Source organism: Caldovatus sediminis, from assembly GCF_014644455.1.
GTDB classification, from domain to species: Bacteria; Pseudomonadota; Alphaproteobacteria; order Acetobacterales; family Acetobacteraceae; genus Caldovatus; species Caldovatus sediminis.
The window spans coordinates 29371-45652 of sequence record NZ_BMKS01000018.1 but is presented as its reverse complement, the minus strand read 5'-3'; the positions used below and the strand labels follow the sequence as shown (position 1 = coordinate 45652).

The window sequence follows — 16282 nt, the reverse complement described above, 5'->3', positions numbered from 1 at the left end:
CCGCCGTGCCTTGCCGCAATCCCGGACGTCCAGGCGCACCGCCGCCTGGTTGGGGAACCCGGGAGCCGATCCGGGTGCGCCCGGCCGCACGCCCCGAAGGACGCTCGGCCCCTCCGTTCCACCGAGATCGGCGCCGCTCGGGTGCCGATCGGGGATCGCCCCGACCGCCCCCTTCGGGCCGGACCACGCGTGGTCCAAAGACGACCGCCGCAATGTTGACTGACCAACTCGGAAAATCTAATTTCCGCCACGGCGCAGGTCGCACCGCGGTTCGCCGGCCAGGGCACGCGCGCTTCGGTCGCACCGAGATCGCCCCCGGGTCAGGTTCCCGTCCCGGGGGCCGCGGAAATATAGGGATCGGCGCCCGGCTTTCATAACGGATTCATGGTATGGCGCTCATTTGGCTGTGCATGGCAGCAATGCCCCGGCCGGCCGGCGGAGGGGGGGCATGAAGCTGTCCACCCGTGGGCGCTATGCGGTCATGGCGCTGGCCGAGATGGCGGCGCGGGAAATGGCCGCGCGCGACCGCGCCCCGGAAGCGGTGCGATCGCGGGCGCCGACCTGCCTTGCCGAGATCGCCGCGGCCCAGCAACTCTCGGTTGCGTACCTGGAGCAACTCTTCGCGAAGCTCCGCCGTGCCGGACTGGTGGCGTCCGCGCGCGGCCCCGGCGGGGGATACCGGCTCGCGCTGCCGCCCGCGGCCATCGCGATCGCGGACATCGTGGACGCGGTCGAGGAGCCGATCACCACCACGCGCTGCGAAGGCGGGAATCCGGGCTGCCTCGCGGCCGGCCTGCGCTGCCGCACGCACGACCTCTGGCACGAGCTCGGCGCGCAGATCCGGCTGTTCCTCGCCGGCGTGACGCTGGAGGACGTGGTGCGGGAGCGGGTGGCCGGCCGCGCCGCCGCGCCGCTGCCGCCGCGCGCCGAAGGGCCGGCCGCGACGGCCGCGGCCGTCGTGGCGGCGGCCAACGGGGACTAGCGCGATGGCGCGCGGGCCGGTCGGCGGCGGGCCGGCGGGCGGGCCCGCCGGATGCTATCTCGACGCCAACGCGACCGAGCCGATCCGCGGCGCGGCGCGCGAGGCGGCGATCGCCGCCCTCGACCTGGTCGGCAATCCGTCCTCGGTCCACGGCGCCGGCCGGGCGGCCCGGCGGCTGCTCGAGGACGCGCGGGAGCGGGTGGCCGCGCGCTTCGGGGCGCGGCCGGCCGAGGTGGTCTTCACCGCCGGCGGAACGGAGGCGAACGCGCTGGCGATCCACGCGTTCGGCGCCGGCCGCCGCATCCTGTTCGGCGCGACCGAGCACCCCTCGGTCCTGGCGGCGGCCCGCGCGGTGGCGGGCGACGCCGCGGCGAAGGTGCCGGTGCGGAGCGACGGCCGGGCGGATCTGGCCGCGCTCGCCGCGCTGCTGGCGGGGTCCGGCGGCGGGCCGCCGGCGCTCGTCTGCCTGATGGCGGCGAACAACGAGACCGGCGTGCTGCACCCGCTCGCCGAGGCGGCGGCGCTGTGCCGCGCGCACGGCGCGCTGCTGCACGTGGACGCGGTGCAGGCGGCGGGGCGGGTGCCGATCTCGCTCGCCGCGCTCGGCGCCGACAGCCTGGCGATCTCCGGCCACAAGCTGGGCGGGCCCAAGGGGGCGGGGGCGCTGCTGCTGCGGCCCGGCCTCGACCCGACGCCGCTGATCCCGGGCGGGGGGCAGGAGCGCGGGCGGCGCGGCGGGACCGAGCCGCTGCCGGCAATCGCCGGTCTCGCCGCCGCGGCGGAGGAGGCGCGGCCGGAGGACGCCGCGACCGAGCTGGCGCCGCTGCGCGACCGGCTCGAGGCGGAGGTGCGCGCCCTCGCGCCGGAGGCGCGGATCATCGGCGCGGCGGCGCCGCGGCTGCCGAACACGAGCTGCATCCTGCTGCCCGGCGTACCGGCGGAGACGCAGGTGATCGCCCTCGACCTCGCCGGGGTGCGGGTGTCGGCCGGCGCCGCCTGCTCCTCCGGCAAGGTGGCGCGCAGCCCGGTGCTGGAGGCGATGGGGCTCGGCGAGACGGCGGCCGGGGAGGCGATCCGCGTCTCGCTGCCCTGGAACGCGACGGCCGAGAGCGTCGAGCGGTTCCTCGCCGCCTGGGCGCCGCTGCGCGAGCGGGCGCGGCGCCGCGCCGCGTAGCGGCGGCGCCGCGCGGCATGGCCGGCCTGCGCCGGCGCCGTCTTCCGCCCGAGCGGGGGGAGTTCCACATTCGCCCCATGTCCGCGCCCGACCGCCCCGTCTATCTCGACAACCACGCGACCACGCCGGTGGACCCGCGCGTGCTCGCCGCCATGCGCCCCTGGTGGGAGGAGAACTTCGCCAATCCCGCCTCGGTCGAGCACGCGCTGGGCCGCGCCGCCGAGGCGGCGGTGGAGGAGGCGCGGGCGCAGGTCGCCGCGCTGATCGGGGCCGAGGCGCGGGAGATCGTCTTCACCTCCGGCGCGACCGAGGCCAACAACCTGGCGATCAAGGGCGCGGCGCGCTTCGCCGCGGCGCAGGGGGACGAGCGGAAGCGGATCATCACCCTCGCGACCGAGCACAAATGCGTCCTCGAGAGCGTGCGCGACCTCGCCGCCGAGGGCTTCGAGCCGGTGGTGCTGCCGGTGCAGGCCGACGGGCTGCTCGACCTCGACCGGCTGCGCGCGGCGCTCGCCGGGGCGCCGACGCTGCTGGTCTCGGTCATGGCGGTGAACAACGAGATCGGCGTCATCCAGGACCTCGCGGCGATCGGCGCGATCGCGAAGGAGGCCGGCGCGCTGTTCCACACCGACGCGGCGCAGGCGGCGGGGCGGATCCCGCTCGAGGTGGAGGCGATCCGCGCCGACCTGCTCTCGCTCTCCGGCCACAAGATCTACGGGCCGAAGGGGATCGGCGCCCTCTACGTGCGACGCCGGCCGCGGGTGCGGCTCGCGCCGCTGTTCTCGGGCGGCGGGCAGGAGCGCGGCCTGCGCTCCGGCACGCTGCCGGCGCCGCTGGCGGTGGGCTTCGGGGAGGCGGCGCGGATCGCCGCCGCCGAGGGGATGCTCGACGCCGGGCGGATCGCCGGCCAGCGCGACCGCTTCCTCGCCGCGCTGCGGGCCGAGGTGCCGGGGATCGCGCTGAACGGCCATCCCGAGCGGCGCGTGGCCGGGAACCTGAACCTGACCTTCCCGGGGCCGGTCAGCGCGCAGGCGATCATGGCGGCGGCGCCCGCGGTCTGCGTCTCCACGGGCTCCGCCTGCTCCTCGGCGGAGGTCGAGCCCTCCTACGTCCTCAGGGCGATCGGGCTGCCGGAGGAGCGGGCGCGCGCCACCTTGCGCATCGGGATCGGCCGCTTTACCTCCCCGGCCGACGTGGACCGGGCCGCCGCGGCGCTCGCCGCCGCCTGGCGCCAGGCCCTGAGCGAGGCTTCCCGAGACGCGGCGGAGTGACGATGCCCCGGATGACCTTCATCGAGCGCGACGGCACGCGCCGCGAGGTGGACGCGCCGCTCGGCCTCTCGGTGCTGGAGATCGCGCACCGCCACGGCATCGACATCGAGGGCGCCTGCGAGGGCTCGCTCGCCTGCTCGACCTGCCACGTGATCGTGGACCCGGCCTGGTTCGGCAGGCTCGCCAAGCCGACGGAGGACGAGGAGGACATGCTCGACCTCGCCTTCGACCTGCAGGAGACGAGCCGGCTCGGCTGCCAGATCATCATGACGGAGGCGCTCGACGGGCTGGTGGTGAAGCTGCCCGCCGGCACCCGCAACGCGATGGGCTGAGGGGAGCGGCGCGCCGTGGCACGACCGTGGGAGACGGAGTTCGGCGCCGAGGGCGGCCTCTACCGCCGCCTGCGCGCCGCCTGCGCCTCCGACTGGGAGGCCTACACCTGGCACCCCTTCGTGCGCGCGATCGCCGACGGCACGCTGCCGCTCGCCGCCTTCCGGCGCTACCTGATCCAGGACTACCTGTTCCTGATCCACTTCGCCCGCGCCAAGGCGCTCGCCGTGTTCAAGGCGGAGGGCATCCAGGCGATGCGCGAGAAGACCGAGGGCATCGCCGCGATCCTGTCCGAGACGACGATGCACCTGCGCTACTGCGCGGAATGGGGAATCCCGCAGGACGAGGTGCTGGCGACGCCGGAGGCGGCGGAGACGGTCAGCTACACGCGCTACGTGATTGACCGCGGGCTGGCCGGCGACATCCTCGACCTCGAGGTGGCGCTGGCACCCTGCACGGTGGGCTACGCCGAGGTGGCGCTGCGCATCGAGAACGACCCGAAGCGGCGGCGCGAGGACAATCCCTACGAGAGCTGGATTGCCACCTACATCGCGCCCGGCTACCAGGCGCTGGCGCGGGCCGCCGCGGCGCGGATCGACACGCTCGGCGCCTCGCACGGCGGGGAGGCGCGGTTCCCGATGCTGTCCGCGATCTTCTCCGAGGCGGCGCGGCTCGAGGCGCGGTTCTGGCAGATGGGCCTCGACGCGGCGCGCGGCGCGACCCCGGAATACGAGAAGGTCCACCGCTGATGCGCGCGCCGCGCCCGCGCCCGGGCCGGGGATAGCCATGCGCATCCTCGTCGCCATGTCGGGCGGCGTGGACAGCTCGGTGGCGGCCGGCCTGCTCGCCGAGCAGGGCCACGAGGTGATCGGCGCCACGCTGCAGCTCTACGACCACGGCGCCGCGACCGGCGCGCGCAAGGGCGCCTGCTGCGCCGGCCAGGACATCCACGACGCGCGGCGCGTCGCCGACGCGCTCGGCATCCCCCACTACGTCCTCGACCGCGAGGCGCGCTTCCGCCGCGCGGTGATCGAGGACTTCGCCGACACCTACGCCCGCGGCGAGACGCCGATCCCCTGCGTGCGCTGCAACCAGACGGTGAAGTTCCAGGATCTGGTGGAGCTCGCCCGCGACCTCGGCTGCGAGGCGCTGGCGACGGGGCACTACGCGCGCCGCGTCGAGGGGCCGGACGGCGCCGAGCTGCACCGCGCCGCCGATCCGGCGCGCGACCAGAGCTACTTCCTGTTCGCCACGACGCGGGCGCAGCTCGCCTTCTGCCGCTTCCCGCTCGGCGCGTTCCCGTCCAAGGCGGCGGTGCGGGCGGCGGCGGCGCGGCTTCGCCTGCCGGTGGCCGAGAAGCCCGACAGCCAGGACCTCTGTTTCGTGCCGCGCGGCGCCTACCACGAGCTGGTCGAGCGGCTGCGGCCGGAGACCGGCGCGCCGGGCGAGATCGTGCACGCGCTGGAGGGGCGTGTGTTGGGCACGCACCGCGGCATCGCCCGCTACACGGTGGGGCAGGGGCGAGGACTCGGCGGCGCCGCGCGGCAGGGCGAGGAGCGACTGTTCGTCGCCGGCATTGACGCCGGGCGGCGGCGCATCCTGGTGGCGCCGCGCGGCGTGCTGCCGCGGCGCGAGGTCGTGGCGGGCGAGGTCAACTGGCTTGCCGCGCCCCCGGCCGCGCCGCTTCCCTGCACGGTGAAGCTGCGCGCGCGGGAGGCGCCGCAGCCGGCGCTGGCCCACTGGGACGGTGCGGCGCTGCGGCTCGTGCTGGAGACGCCGGGCATCGCGGCGCCCGGGCAGGCGGCGGTGCTCTACGACGGCGACCGGGTGCTCGGCGGCGGCTTCATCCGTGCGGCGCAGGCGGAGGCGGAGGCGCCGCGGCGCGCAGTGGCGTGACGGTTGACAGGCGCAGGGGTGGGGCCTAACTCCGGCGCGTCCCGTTCCCGGTTGGCGGCGTAGCTCAGCTGGTTAGAGCACGGCACTCATAATGCCGGGGTCGGCAGTTCAAGTCTGCCCGCCGCTACCAGGTAACTCAGCGATTTCCGTGACTTAGAACCCCATTGACAGGTCCGCATCTGGACAATCAGGGACTGTCAGGGGCCGATTCCGGGCCAACGGACTGGGCAAAATCTGGGCAGCGCCCCGGCAGTCACGCCAGCCGCGTGATCGCCTCGCGCCGGTGGTCCCCTCGGATGCTCGCGTAGCGCCGCACCATCTCCAGCGAGGCCCACCCGCCGAGCTCCATCAGCGTCACCAGATCCACGCCGGCCAGCACCATCCGGCAGGCCCAGTCGTGCCGCCAGTCGTGGACGCGGAAGCCCTTCACACCCGCCGCCCCGCAGGCGGTGGAATGCGCCTTCGCCAGCGGATTGCCGCCGATCTCCCGCGTGTCGTGGTAGGGCTCGCCCCGGCTCGACAGGAACACCGGCCCCTTGCCCGGCTTCCCGGCGGCGTGCCACAGCCCCCACAGCATCAGCCGCACGCGCGGGTGCATCGGCAGCGCCCGTGCCCGCCGCGCCTTCGCCCGTTCCGCCGGGACGCGGATCGTCTCCGTCCGCCAGATCACGTCCCGCCAGTCGAGCCGCAGCACCTCGCGCGTCCGCATCCCCTGGTAGGCCAGAAGCAGCACGGGGCACGCGGCGTGCGGGTTGTAAGCGGCGAGCAGACGGCGGCGTTCATCGTCCGTCAGGTGAGCGATGCGCTCCTCGCGGCGGCGGCGAACCGGCGGCGGCGGCGGGGGCGCGGGCACGTCTCGGACTGCGCAGCCGGCGCGGACGGCGGCCATCAGCAGCGCTCGATATCGCGTCGCCGTCCCCGGCGAGTGCCGCGCATGTGCTCCCTGCCATGAGGACCACGCCTCGCGCAGCCGAGCGAGCGTGTAGCCGCCGATCAGGTCGTTGAGGCGGCCGAACTTCAGCGCATCGAGCCGCGCGACGCCGCCAGGGCGCGCCAGATAGCTCTCGATGCACTCGGCGATGGTCAGGTGGCGCGCCCGCCCGGCAGGACCGTCCAGGTGGGCAGCACGGATGCGGGCTTCCTCGGCCGCCGCGATAGCCTGCGCGTCTGCTCGCGCACGCGCTCCTGTGCTGAGTTCGGCGACCGCGATACTCTCGCGGCCGATGCGGATGGCTCCTCCAGCCGCGCGGCGATCCTGCCGCCTTGCCGCGCAGGTTGCGGGCGGCCGCCGCTCATGTCGGGTCGGGCGCGCTGCGGGCGCGATTGGCGCCGCTGGCGCCGCACGCATGGCGCCCTGGCACGCCGCGGTTCACGGCCGCGTGCGGGGTGATGCCGCGCGCGGCCAGCCGGATGGCCGGCAGGCGGCACGGCGCCGCGCGCCGGCGGGGCGCTCCGGCCGATCGTCGGGGCGAGGTGGCGCGAGGGCGCCGCCCGCGGGCTTCGCGCGATCGGCGGCGACGACCGGCGGGCAGGCATGCCGAAGGACGCGCCGCCGCCATTGTGACCGTGATCACGCGCTGCGCCCGGCCGGACACGGGCGAGCCGTAGGGGCGCCGTGGCAAGCCCCCGGCGCTCGCCCGGGCGATCGGGGCGGCCTTGGTGGCCGGGGATGGCGGGGGCAGGTCGGCCCGGGCGGGGGCTTCGGCGCCGCCGCGCCACCCGGTCGCGCCCGTCCGGCACCGGAGGCGCGTTTGCAGGCTGCCCGACTCGGTGCGTAAACTGTAGCCGGGCTCCGCGCGCCGGCTTGCGGCCGGCGGGAGCGCGGCCGATCGAACATACCGCGGGTGGCGCGGTGCCGGACGGCCGCGGAACGGGGCCGGATCGCTCAACCGCGCGCTGGGACGAACTCGGATGGCTGCGTCGCACGAAGCACAAGTCCTCACCGGTACGGCGTCGGATCTCGACCACGACGCCATCGTCATCGGCGCCGGCATGTCCGGCATGTTCCAGCTGATCCGCCTGCGCGAGCTCGGCATGAAGACGCAGGTATTCGAGGCCGGCACCGGCGTCGGCGGCACCTGGTACTGGAACCGCTACCCGGGCGCGCGCTTCGATTCGGAGAGCTACTCCTACGGCTACTCCTTCGACAAGGATCTGCTCAAGGAGTGGAGCTGGACCGAGCATTTCGCGCCGCAGCCGGAGACCGAGCGCTACCTCAACCTGGTGGCCGACAAGTACGACCTGCGGCGCGACATCCGGTTCAGCGCCCGCGTGACGGCGGCCGCCTGGGACGAGGCCCGCCGCGGCTGGACGGTGACGCTGGAAGACGGCAGCAGGCACAGCTCCCGCTTCCTGATCACCGCGATCGGCGCGCTCTCGGCGCCCACCATGCCGAACTTCCCCGGCATGGACGAGTTCAGGGGCGAGTCGTACCACACCGCCCTCTGGCCGAAGACGCCGGTGGAGTTCGCGGGCAAGCGCGTCGCCGTCATTGGCACCGGCGCCTCGGGCGTGCAGGTGATCCAGGAGGTCTCCAAGACCGCGGCGCAGCTCACGGTGTTCCAGCGCACGCCCAACTGGTGCGCGCCGCTGCACAACGCCAAGATCTCGCCGGAGGAGATGGAGGAGATCCGCAGCCGCTACGACGAGATCTTCAAGCGCTGCGGGGAGACCTTCTCCTGCTTCCTGCACACGCCGGACCCGCGCAACACCTTCGACGTGACGCCGGAGGAGCGCGAGGCCTTCCTCGAGAAGCTCTATTCCGAGCGCGGCTTCGGCATCTGGGTCGGCAACTTCAAGGACATGCTGACCAACCGCGCGGCGAACGAGGAGATCTCCCGCTTCGTCGCCAACAAGATCCGCCAGCGGGTGAAGGACCCGAAGGTGGCGGAGATGCTGATCCCGAAGGACCACGGCTTCGGCACGCGCCGCGTGCCGCTCGAGACCAACTACTACGAGTGCTACAACCAGCCCAACGTCAAGCTGGTGGACGTCAGGGCGACGCCGATCGAGCGCATCACGCCCACCGGGATCAGGACCTCGGACGCCGAGTACGAATTCGACATCATCATCTACGCCACCGGCTTCGACGCGCTGCGCGGCGCCTTCGACCGCATCGACTTCACCGGCAAGGGCGGAATCAAGCTGAAGGACAAGTGGGCCGACGGCGCGACCTCGCTGGTCGGCATGCTGGTCGACGACTTCCCCAACATGTTCATGCTGCTCGGGCCGCACACGGCGCTCGGCAACATCCCGCGCAGCATCGAGTACAACGTCGAGTGGGTCACCGCCCTGCTCCGCCACATGCAGGCGCATGGGAAGACCTACGCGGAGGCGCGGCCCGAGGCGGTGGAGCGGTGGATGGCGCACGTCATGGAGTGCGCCGTCGGCCTGCTCTCGATGGAGGTCGATTCCTGGATGACCGGCGTCAACCGCAACGTCGAGGGCAGGCAGAAGCGCATCGTCGCGCGCTACACCGGCAGCGCGCCGACCTACCGCGCGTGGTGCGACGAGGTGGCGGCGAAAGGGTACCGGGACCTCACGCTGGCATAGGCCGCGGCCGCGCGCGGGCCGGCCGGCCCCCGCATCGGCGGGCACGGGCGGCCTGGCGCGGCCGGAACAGGGGGACGCCGCGGCCGTCGCGCCGCCCGCGGGGAGGGGAGGGCACACCGCATGGAACAGCGCAGGCTCGGGCGCACCGGGCTCATGGTCTCGGTGCTCGGCTACGGGTGCGGCGCGGTCGGCGGGCTGATGGTGCGCGGCGCGCCGGCCGAGCAGGAGCGCTCGATCGCGCGCGCCATCGAGGCGGGGATCACCTACTTCGACACCGCCGCCTCCTACGGCGATGGCGAGTCGGAGCGGAACCTCGGCCGCGTGCTGAAGGCGCTCGGCGCGCCGGACGTGCTCGTCGGCACCAAGGTGCGGATCGCGCCGGAGCAGCGCGGGCGGATCGGCGCCGCGGTCGTCGCCTCGCTCGAGGACAGCCTGCGCCGGCTCGGCCGCGACCAGGTGGACCTCTTCCAGCTGCACAACCCGGTCTCGGAGACGCCGGCGCCGGCGGAGCTGACGCCGCAGGCGGTGCTGGAGGAGGTGGTCCCGGCCTTCGAGCGGCTGCGCGCGCAGGGCAAGACGCGCTTCCTCGGCCTCACCGCGCTCGGCCAGCCGGCGGCGCTGCGCCGGGTGATCGGCGCGCGGGTGCTGGACACGGCGCAGATCCCCTACAACCTGCTCAACCCGAGCGCCCGCGCGCCGCTGCCGGCAGGGCTTGGCGTGCACGATTTCGAGGGCTCGATGCGCGACGCGGCGACGGCGGGGATGGGCGTGATCGGCATCCGCGTCCTCGCCGGCGGCGCGCTGAGCGGCGAGGAGGCGCGGCACCCGGTCGCGCAGCCGGAGGTGGCGCCGATCGGCTCCGGCCCGAGCTACCGCGCGGATGTCGAGCGGGCGCGGCGGCTCCGCGCCCTGGTCGCCGAGGGCCACGCGGGCGACCTGGTCGAGGCGGCGCTGCGCTACGCCATCGCGGCGCCGGAGATGGGCACGGTGCTGATCGGCACGGCGACGCTCGACCAGCTGGAGCACGCGCTGGCCGCGGCGGCGAAGGGGCCGTTGCCGGCCGAGGCGCTGGCGCGCGCGGCGGAGCTGCAGCGCGGCCTCGCCGGCGGCTGAGCGCGCCGCGCCCCTGGCCGCCGGGCGGCGGCGCGCTATCCTGGGCCCCGCCCAGGGGGGAGGAGACGCCGATGGCGACGCAGCGCCGGCCGCGCATGGTGGTGATGGACAGCCCGCTCAGCGCCATGGAGGTGGCGCGCGAACTGGCGCCGCCCGGGTTCGAGATGGTGGTGGCGCGGTTCGGCACGCCGGAGTTCGCCGAGGCGATGCGGGAGGCCGAATACCTCGTCGGCTTCGGCAGCCCGGCGATGGACGACGCCTTCTTCCGCGCCGCGCCGAAGCTCCGCCTGGTCCAGCTCCTCAGCGCCGGCTACGACACCTGCGACCTCGAGGCGGCGCGGCGCGCCGGGGTGCCGATCTGCAACAACGGCGGGGCGAACGCGACCGCCGTCGCCGAGCACGCGCTGATGCTGATGCTCGCGGTCTGCCGCCGCCTGGTCTGGCAGCACCAGAACGTCGTCGCCGGCCGCTGGCGCGGCAACGACCCCTCGCAGGTCAGGCTCTACGAGCTGCGGGGCAGGACGCTCGGCATCGTCGGGCTCGGCACGATCGGGAAGAAGGTGGCGCGGCTCGCCAACGCCTTCGGCATGGGCGTCCTCTACCACGACATCGTGCGGCTGCCGGAGGACGCGGAGGACGCGCTCGGCGTGCGCTTCCGCCTGCTCGGCGAGCTGCTCGGGGCGTCGGACATCGTCTCGCTGCACGTGCCGCTGACGCCGGCGACGCGGCACATGATCGGCGCGGCGGAGCTCGCGCGGATGAAGCCGAGCGCCTACCTCGTCAACACCTGCCGCGGGCCGGTGGTGGACGAGGCGGCGCTCTGCGAGGCGCTGCGCGAGGGGAGGATCGCCGGCGCCGGCCTCGACGTCTTCGACCAGGAGCCGCCGCCGGCGGACAACCCGCTGTTCGGCCTCGACAACGTGGTGCTGACGCCGCACTACGCCGGGCCGACCTGGGACAACCAGGTCGCGCGCTTCCGCAACGCCTTCGACAACTGCCAGCGCGTGGCGCGGGGCGAGAAGCCGCTCTGGATCGTGCCGGAGCTGGCGGGCGCGTAGGGCCGATGCGGTCGGCCGGAAGCGGCCGGGCAGGCAACCGGAGGCGCCGTCGCGGCGAGCGCGGCCGGGCGAAGACGGCTCCGGCGCGCGGGTTCAGCGGGCGGCGGCGCGGCGCTGGCGGCGGCGCGCGCCGCCGAGCGCGACCAGCAGGAGGCCGATCGCGGCGAACGGCAGCCAGCCCGGCAGCAGCAGGACCGGCAGCAGGACGTCGTCCCACAGCCAGGGCGCGAGGTGGCGCTGCACCCCGGCCTGGAACGTGTTCAGGAAGGGCGGGTGGAGGCGATAGATCGCCTCGCCGAGCGGCGCCGACGGCCCGAGCAGGCCGGCGGGCAGCACCGCGAGCAGCAGGAACGCGATGCCGAGCGCGATCGCCGCCGTGCCTGCCGCTCCGCCCGGCCGCCGCGCGCTACGCCCAGAGGCGTTCATTCTGCAGGTTGACGTAGAGGTGCGCGACGAACTCGCCGTAGCCGTTGAAGATCCGCGTCGGGATGCGCTCGCCGGTGCCGAGGACCCGCTCGGTCGCCTGGCTCCAGCGCGGGTGCGGCACCTCCGGGTTCACGTTGGCCCAGAAGCCGTACTCGTTGCCCTGGACGGTCTCCCAGAAGCTCTTCGGGCGCCGGTCGGTCAGGGTGATGCGCACCAGCGACTTGCCCGACTTGAAGCCGTACTTCCACGGGAAGTGCACGCGCAGCGGCCCGCCGTTCTGCGGCGGCAGCGGCCTGCCGTAGGCGCCGACGACCAGGAAGGCGAGCTCGTTCGCCGCCTCCTCGATGGTGCATCCCTCGATGTAGGGCCAGGGATACCAGCTCTGGCGCAGGCCCGGCATCACCTCCGGGACCGCCGCGGTCTCGAACCGCACGTAGCGGGCGGAGGACAGCGGGCGGACGCGGTCGAGCAGGGCGGAGAGCCGGAATCCGGTCCACGGGACGACCATGGACCAGGCCTCGACGCAGCGCAGGCGGTAGACCCGCTCCTCGATCGGCATGGCGGCGATCAGGTCGTCAATGCCGAACTCGCGCGGCTGCTCGACCATGCCCTCGACCTTCACGGTCCAGGGGCGCATCGGCAGGCGCTGGGCGGCCCTGTAGATGCTCTTGTGGCTGCCGAACTCGTAGTAGTTGTTGAAGGTGGTGGCCTCGTGCTCCGGCGTGATCGCGCGCTCGACGCGGTAGCGCGGGTTGCGCATCGCGGGCGGCAGGGGCGAGCCCTCTGCCGGGGCGCCCGCGTCCCGCGTCTGGCCGAGCGCCGGCGGGGCGGCGGCGAGGCCGGCGGCGGCGAGGCCGAGGACGGCGCGCCGGTTGGTCGCGATCGCCTCCGGCGTGACGCGGCTTTCGGGGATCTCCCATCCTCGCCGGATGCGGATCAGCATGTGGGGTCTCCCTCGGGGCTCGGCAGGGCTCGGTCACAGTTCGGGGCGGGCCCCGCAAGGTCAAGCGTGGCGTCCGCCTTAGCCTCCTCCCGACCGCGCCGCCGGCTCCGGGCGCGGCAGTCGCGCGGCCGGCGGCAGCCCCTCCGCGGTCTCGACGCGCCAGAGGCGGTAGCGTTCCGCCTCCACGCCGCGCCGGGCGCGGACCAGGGTGGTGCCGAGGGGGACCGCGCCCGGCCAGATTGGGGGACCCTCGCCGCGCCTTTCGCTGCGCACCAGCACGCCGGTCACGCCCGGTGCCGGGGCGGGCAACGCGAAGAACCGCCAGCGCGCGTCCATCGCCACGACCGGCACGCCGGGCGGCAGGCGGTAGGCAAGCCCGCTCGCCAGGCCGTACTCCTCGGCGGCAACGAAGGCGGCGCCGGCGGTGACGCGGGCGGATTCGACCGCGGCGGCGAACTCGTCCCAGCCGCCGAGCCGCGCCAGGGTGGGGTCGGTGCGCCGCGGCAGCGGAAGGGGGGCGGCGACGGCCTGGAGATAGACGAAGGCGGTCGCCGCCGCGCCGAGGGCGAGGGCGGGGGCCCGCAGGCGCTGCCAGCGCGGGCCGAGCAGGCAGGCCGCGGCGATGCCGGCCGCGGGGTAGAGGATGGCGGGCCAGTTGCCCTGCACCCGGCTGCCGAGCGACTGCCACAGCAAGAGCAGGGCGCCGGGCACGGCGAGGGCGGCGAGGAGCAGCGCCGCGCTGGCGGCGGCCGTCCGCTCCCCGCGCGTTGCGGGCCGGGCGAGGCGCAGCGCGGCGACGGAACCGGCGACGCACAGCACGAAGACCAGCGGCGTCGCCAGGCCGAACTGGCCGGCGACCAGCTCGCCGAGGAAGCGCAGCGTGAGGCCGCCGGCCCCGGCGTCGCCGGCGCGGCCGCCCTGCTTGGCGAAGCTTGCCCAGTCGTGGGCGGCGTTCCACGCCAGCACGGGGGCGAAGGCGGCGAGCGCCAGCGCCCCGCCGGCCCAGAGCTGCCAGGACCGGAACCAGCGCCGCGCCGGCGGCGAGGCGAGGAGCCAGAGCAGGATGCCGAGGCCGAGCAGCGCGGCGGTGTACTTGCTCGCCAGCGCCAGCCCCGCGGCGAGGCCGACGAGCAGCCACCAGTTCGCGTCGCCGTCGCGGTGCAGCCGCGCCAGCGCCCAGAGCGCGAGGGTCCAGAAGAACAGCAGCGGCGTGTCCGGCGTCATCACCACCGCGCCGACGCCGAGCGCCAGGGTGGCGTTGAGCAGCGCCGCCGCCCAGGGCCCGCAGCCGGGCCGGTCCGGCACCAGCGCCGCCGCCGCGCGGGCGAGCAGCACGGAGCCGAGCGCCACCGAGAGCGGCCCGAGCAGCCGGATGCCGAGCGGCGTCTCGCCGAGCAGCGCCGTGCCGGCGCGGATCCACAGCGCCACCATCGGCGGGTGGTCGAGGTAGCCGGGCTGCAGGCCGCGCGACCAGACCCAGTAGTAGGCCTCGTCCGGCGCCAGCGGCACGGCCGCCGCCAGCGCCAGGCGCAGCGCCGTCGCGCCGAGCAGCGCCCAGGCCCAGACGCTCATTCCGGCAGGATCGTCATCGCGCGCGCCAGACCAGCGTGGAGGAAACCGCGTAGTTCCACACCAGGGTCAGCAGCGCGCCCGCCGCTCCGGCCACGCCCCAGTCGAAGATGCCGTCGCGGAGCAGCAGGCTGGCGACGCCGACATTGGCCACCGCACCGATGCCGCAGACGAGGTAGAACAGCAGCAGGCCGCGGACTAGCCGCGCCCCGCGCAGGCGCTGGTCGCGGTAGGTGATGCGGTTGTTGAGCAGGAAGTTCGCCGTCATCGCGGCGAGCGTCGCGGCCCATTGCGCGGCGCCGAAGCCCATGGCGAGCGCGCCGTGCGCCAGCGACAGCACCGCGAGGTGCACCACCAGTCCGACCGCGCCGACGGCGGCGAAGGCGAGGAAGCGCAGCGGCACCGCGCCGCCCAGCGCCTTGTGCAGCAGCAGGCCGAGGTACTCCACGAGCACCAGCGCGTCGAGCTTGCTCTCCCCGGCGGCGCGGGCGCGGAAGCGGTAGGGCAGCTCCAGCACGCGCAGAGGCCGCGGCGCGGACAGCAGCAGGTCGAGCAGGATCTTGAAGCCCGTGGCGCTCAGCCGCGGCGCCAGCTCCTCGGCGAGCGGCCGGGGCAGCATGAAGAAGCCGCTCATCGGATCGGCGACGCGCACCGGCAGCAGCGCGCGGGCCAGCGCCGCGCCGGCCCGCGAGACCCCGCAGCGCAGCGGGGAGAGTCCTGCCGCCGCGTCGCCGCCCGCGACATGGCGGCTGCCGACGGCGATCTCGGCGCGGCCCTGTTCCAGCGCCTCGAGCATGCGCGGCAGCACCGTCTCGTCATGCTGGCCGTCGCCGTCGATCACGGCGACGTAGGGGGCGGCGGAGGCGAGCATGCCCTCGAGGCAGGCGGAGGCGAGGCCGCGGCGGCCGACGCGGCGGATGCAGCGCACCCGAGGATCGCGCGCGGCGATCTGCTTGGCGATGGCGGCGGTGCCGTCGGGGCTGTCGTCGTCGACGAAGATGACCTCCCAGGGCGTGCCCTCGAGCGCCGCGGCCAGCCGCTCGACCATGGGGATGACGTTGGCCGCCTCCTGGTAGCAGGGGACGATCACGGACAGCCGCGGCGGGACGAGGCCGGGCGGCGAGGGCGCGGTCAGGGGTGCGGGTTCCGCCGGGACGGCGTCGGCGAGGCGCATCGGCACGGCGGATGTTCCACGGCGGGCGAGGCGGGGCAAGGGCCACGCGCGGCCCTGGCGGTCAGCGCCCCGGGCGGGTGGCGGCGGGCGCCGTCCAGCCCCAGCGGAGGGGCGGCAGGACCTCGGCGGCGCGCGCGACCAGGCGCGACGAGGCCCTGTCGGGCCGGCCAGCGGCGGCGGAGGATGAGGATGAGGCTGCGGTGGCGCAGCGCCGCCGCTGGAGCAGCGCCCGCGCGGGGTCGCCGGTGAGCGGCAGTCGGCGCCGGGCGAGCTCGGCCGCGAGGTCGGACCGGCGCGGCGAAGGGGGCGCACGGCCCCTCGCGGATCGCGCGGTTCGCGGCGAACCGGGCGCGCTCCTGATGGCAGGCGACGGCGCGCAGGAAGCCGAGCGCCTCGGGCGGGAAGCCGACGAGGCGGGCGGGGGCCGCGGCTCGCCCGGTGCGCGTCCGGCGGCCGCGGATGCGGTCCGTCGCGATGCGCCCGTCCTCGTGCCGCCGGCCATGGAGCGACGGGGCCGCGGCGCGCCGGCGAGGAACAGGGTCCGGAGGTGCGGATCGCGGGGCGAGCGCCAGGCCGGGCGGCCCGCGCCCGGCGCAGCCGGCCGCAGGCGAGGGCCGGGGCCGCGAAACACGCGAAACACGGTCGCCGGCATCGCGGCATCATGGCGAAACATCGCCCCGCTAGGAACGAAGCCGCCAAGGCGAACGGATCGGGAGCGCGCATGAGCAGGGACGGCGGCCAGACGCTGAGCGGCGGCGCCGCGGCCTTGTGGCTGCGCGTGAGCGATGCCTGGC

The 16282-nt window shown here is 75.3% G+C and carries 14 protein-coding genes and 1 tRNA gene; 10 read left to right on the top strand and 5 right to left on the bottom strand.

What is annotated here, in order from left to right:
- Window positions 1-448 precede the first annotated feature (448 nt).
- The 7 genes from IEX99_RS19775 (at window position 449) to IEX99_RS19745 (ending at window position 5783) form a co-directional block, all read left to right on the top strand.
- A complete protein-coding gene (locus tag IEX99_RS19775) occupies window positions 449-982 on the top strand; it encodes an Rrf2 family transcriptional regulator (RefSeq protein ID WP_188903508.1) in 534 nt (177 codons plus the stop codon).
- A 4-nt stretch (window positions 983-986) separates the two neighbouring features.
- Window positions 987-2156 (top strand): cysteine desulfurase family protein, encoded by a 1170-nt coding sequence (locus IEX99_RS19770; protein ID WP_188903506.1) that lies wholly within the window; start codon window positions 987-989, stop codon window positions 2154-2156.
- Window positions 2157-2233: 77 nt separating this feature from the next.
- Entirely contained in the window at window positions 2234-3427 is a 1194-nt protein-coding gene (locus IEX99_RS19765; protein WP_188903504.1) for a cysteine desulfurase family protein, read from the top strand.
- 2 nt (window positions 3428-3429) lie between these two features.
- Window positions 3430-3759: a ferredoxin family 2Fe-2S iron-sulfur cluster binding protein gene (locus IEX99_RS19760; protein WP_188903502.1), complete on the top strand. Its 330-nt coding sequence runs from the start codon at window positions 3430-3432 to the stop codon at window positions 3757-3759.
- Window positions 3760-3774: 15 nt separating this feature from the next.
- Complete coding sequence (locus IEX99_RS19755; RefSeq protein WP_188903500.1) at window positions 3775-4506, top strand: TenA family protein; 732 nt, start codon at window positions 3775-3777, stop codon at window positions 4504-4506.
- 37 nt (window positions 4507-4543) lie between these two features.
- The gene (gene mnmA / locus IEX99_RS19750; protein WP_188903498.1) at window positions 4544-5653 is read left to right on the top strand and encodes a tRNA 2-thiouridine(34) synthase MnmA; all 1110 of its coding nucleotides are present in this window, start codon (window positions 4544-4546) and stop codon (window positions 5651-5653) included.
- A gap of 53 nt (window positions 5654-5706) precedes the next feature.
- Window positions 5707-5783 (top strand) — tRNA-Met (locus IEX99_RS19745).
- Window positions 5784-5906: 123 nt separating this feature from the next.
- Here the strand turns inward: IEX99_RS19745 and IEX99_RS19740 are convergent.
- Window positions 5907-6542 carry a tyrosine-type recombinase/integrase gene (locus IEX99_RS19740; RefSeq protein WP_188903496.1) on the bottom strand — a complete coding sequence of 212 codons (636 nt, stop codon included), beginning with the start codon at window positions 6540-6542 and terminating at the stop codon, window positions 5907-5909.
- Window positions 6543-7564: 1022 nt separating this feature from the next.
- Here IEX99_RS19740 and IEX99_RS19735 point away from each other — a divergent pair.
- From IEX99_RS19735 to IEX99_RS19725, 3 genes are all read left to right on the top strand, one after another.
- Window positions 7565-9205, top strand: coding sequence for a flavin-containing monooxygenase (locus tag IEX99_RS19735; protein ID WP_188903495.1), 1641 nt, complete (start codon window positions 7565-7567; stop codon window positions 9203-9205).
- A 120-nt stretch (window positions 9206-9325) separates the two neighbouring features.
- Entirely contained in the window at window positions 9326-10318 is a 993-nt protein-coding gene (locus IEX99_RS19730; protein ID WP_188903493.1) for an aldo/keto reductase, read from the top strand.
- Between the two features lie 71 nt (window positions 10319-10389).
- Window positions 10390-11376: a 2-hydroxyacid dehydrogenase gene (locus tag IEX99_RS19725; RefSeq protein ID WP_229678164.1), complete on the top strand. Its 987-nt coding sequence runs from the start codon at window positions 10390-10392 to the stop codon at window positions 11374-11376.
- 93 nt (window positions 11377-11469) lie between these two features.
- On the opposite strand, the gene IEX99_RS19720 is transcribed toward IEX99_RS19725, so the two are convergent.
- The 4 genes from IEX99_RS19720 to IEX99_RS19705 form a co-directional block, all read right to left on the bottom strand.
- Window positions 11470-11802, bottom strand: a complete 333-nt coding sequence (locus tag IEX99_RS19720; protein WP_188903491.1) for a hypothetical protein — start codon at window positions 11800-11802, stop codon at window positions 11470-11472.
- Window positions 11783-12745, bottom strand: a complete 963-nt coding sequence (msrP, locus tag IEX99_RS19715) for a protein-methionine-sulfoxide reductase catalytic subunit MsrP (protein ID WP_188903489.1) — start codon at window positions 12743-12745, stop codon at window positions 11783-11785. Before msrP ends, IEX99_RS19720 begins: the two co-directional genes overlap by 20 nt.
- A gap of 78 nt (window positions 12746-12823) precedes the next feature.
- On the bottom strand, window positions 12824-14317 hold the full coding sequence (locus tag IEX99_RS19710; protein ID WP_188903487.1) for an ArnT family glycosyltransferase: 1494 nt from the start codon (window positions 14315-14317) through the stop codon (window positions 12824-12826).
- A gap of 13 nt (window positions 14318-14330) precedes the next feature.
- Window positions 14331-15488, bottom strand: coding sequence for a glycosyltransferase (locus tag IEX99_RS19705; protein ID WP_188903570.1), 1158 nt, complete (start codon window positions 15486-15488; stop codon window positions 14331-14333).
- Window positions 15489-16282 lie beyond the last annotated feature (794 nt).

Coding starts and splice junctions, on each gene's coding strand:
- msrP (WP_188903489.1), bottom strand. CDS start 12,745: ATGCTGATCCGCATCCGGCGAGGATGGGAGATCCCCGAAAGCCGCGTC.
- IEX99_RS19720 (WP_188903491.1), bottom strand. CDS start 11,802: ATGAACGCCTCTGGGCGTAGCGCGCGGCGGCCGGGCGGAGCGGCAGGC.
- IEX99_RS19775 (WP_188903508.1), top strand. CDS start 449: ATGAAGCTGTCCACCCGTGGGCGCTATGCGGTCATGGCGCTGGCCGAG.
- IEX99_RS19730 (WP_188903493.1), top strand. CDS start 9,326: ATGGAACAGCGCAGGCTCGGGCGCACCGGGCTCATGGTCTCGGTGCTC.
- IEX99_RS19725 (WP_229678164.1), top strand. CDS start 10,390: ATGGCGACGCAGCGCCGGCCGCGCATGGTGGTGATGGACAGCCCGCTC.
- IEX99_RS19760 (WP_188903502.1), top strand. CDS start 3,430: ATGCCCCGGATGACCTTCATCGAGCGCGACGGCACGCGCCGCGAGGTG.
- IEX99_RS19770 (WP_188903506.1), top strand. CDS start 987: ATGGCGCGCGGGCCGGTCGGCGGCGGGCCGGCGGGCGGGCCCGCCGGA.
- IEX99_RS19710 (WP_188903487.1), bottom strand. CDS start 14,317: ATGAGCGTCTGGGCCTGGGCGCTGCTCGGCGCGACGGCGCTGCGCCTG.
- IEX99_RS19740 (WP_188903496.1), bottom strand. CDS start 6,542: ATGGCCGCCGTCCGCGCCGGCTGCGCAGTCCGAGACGTGCCCGCGCCC.
- IEX99_RS19765 (WP_188903504.1), top strand. CDS start 2,234: ATGTCCGCGCCCGACCGCCCCGTCTATCTCGACAACCACGCGACCACG.
- mnmA (WP_188903498.1), top strand. CDS start 4,544: ATGCGCATCCTCGTCGCCATGTCGGGCGGCGTGGACAGCTCGGTGGCG.
- IEX99_RS19735 (WP_188903495.1), top strand. CDS start 7,565: ATGGCTGCGTCGCACGAAGCACAAGTCCTCACCGGTACGGCGTCGGAT.
- IEX99_RS19705 (WP_188903570.1), bottom strand. CDS start 15,488: ATGCGCCTCGCCGACGCCGTCCCGGCGGAACCCGCACCCCTGACCGCG.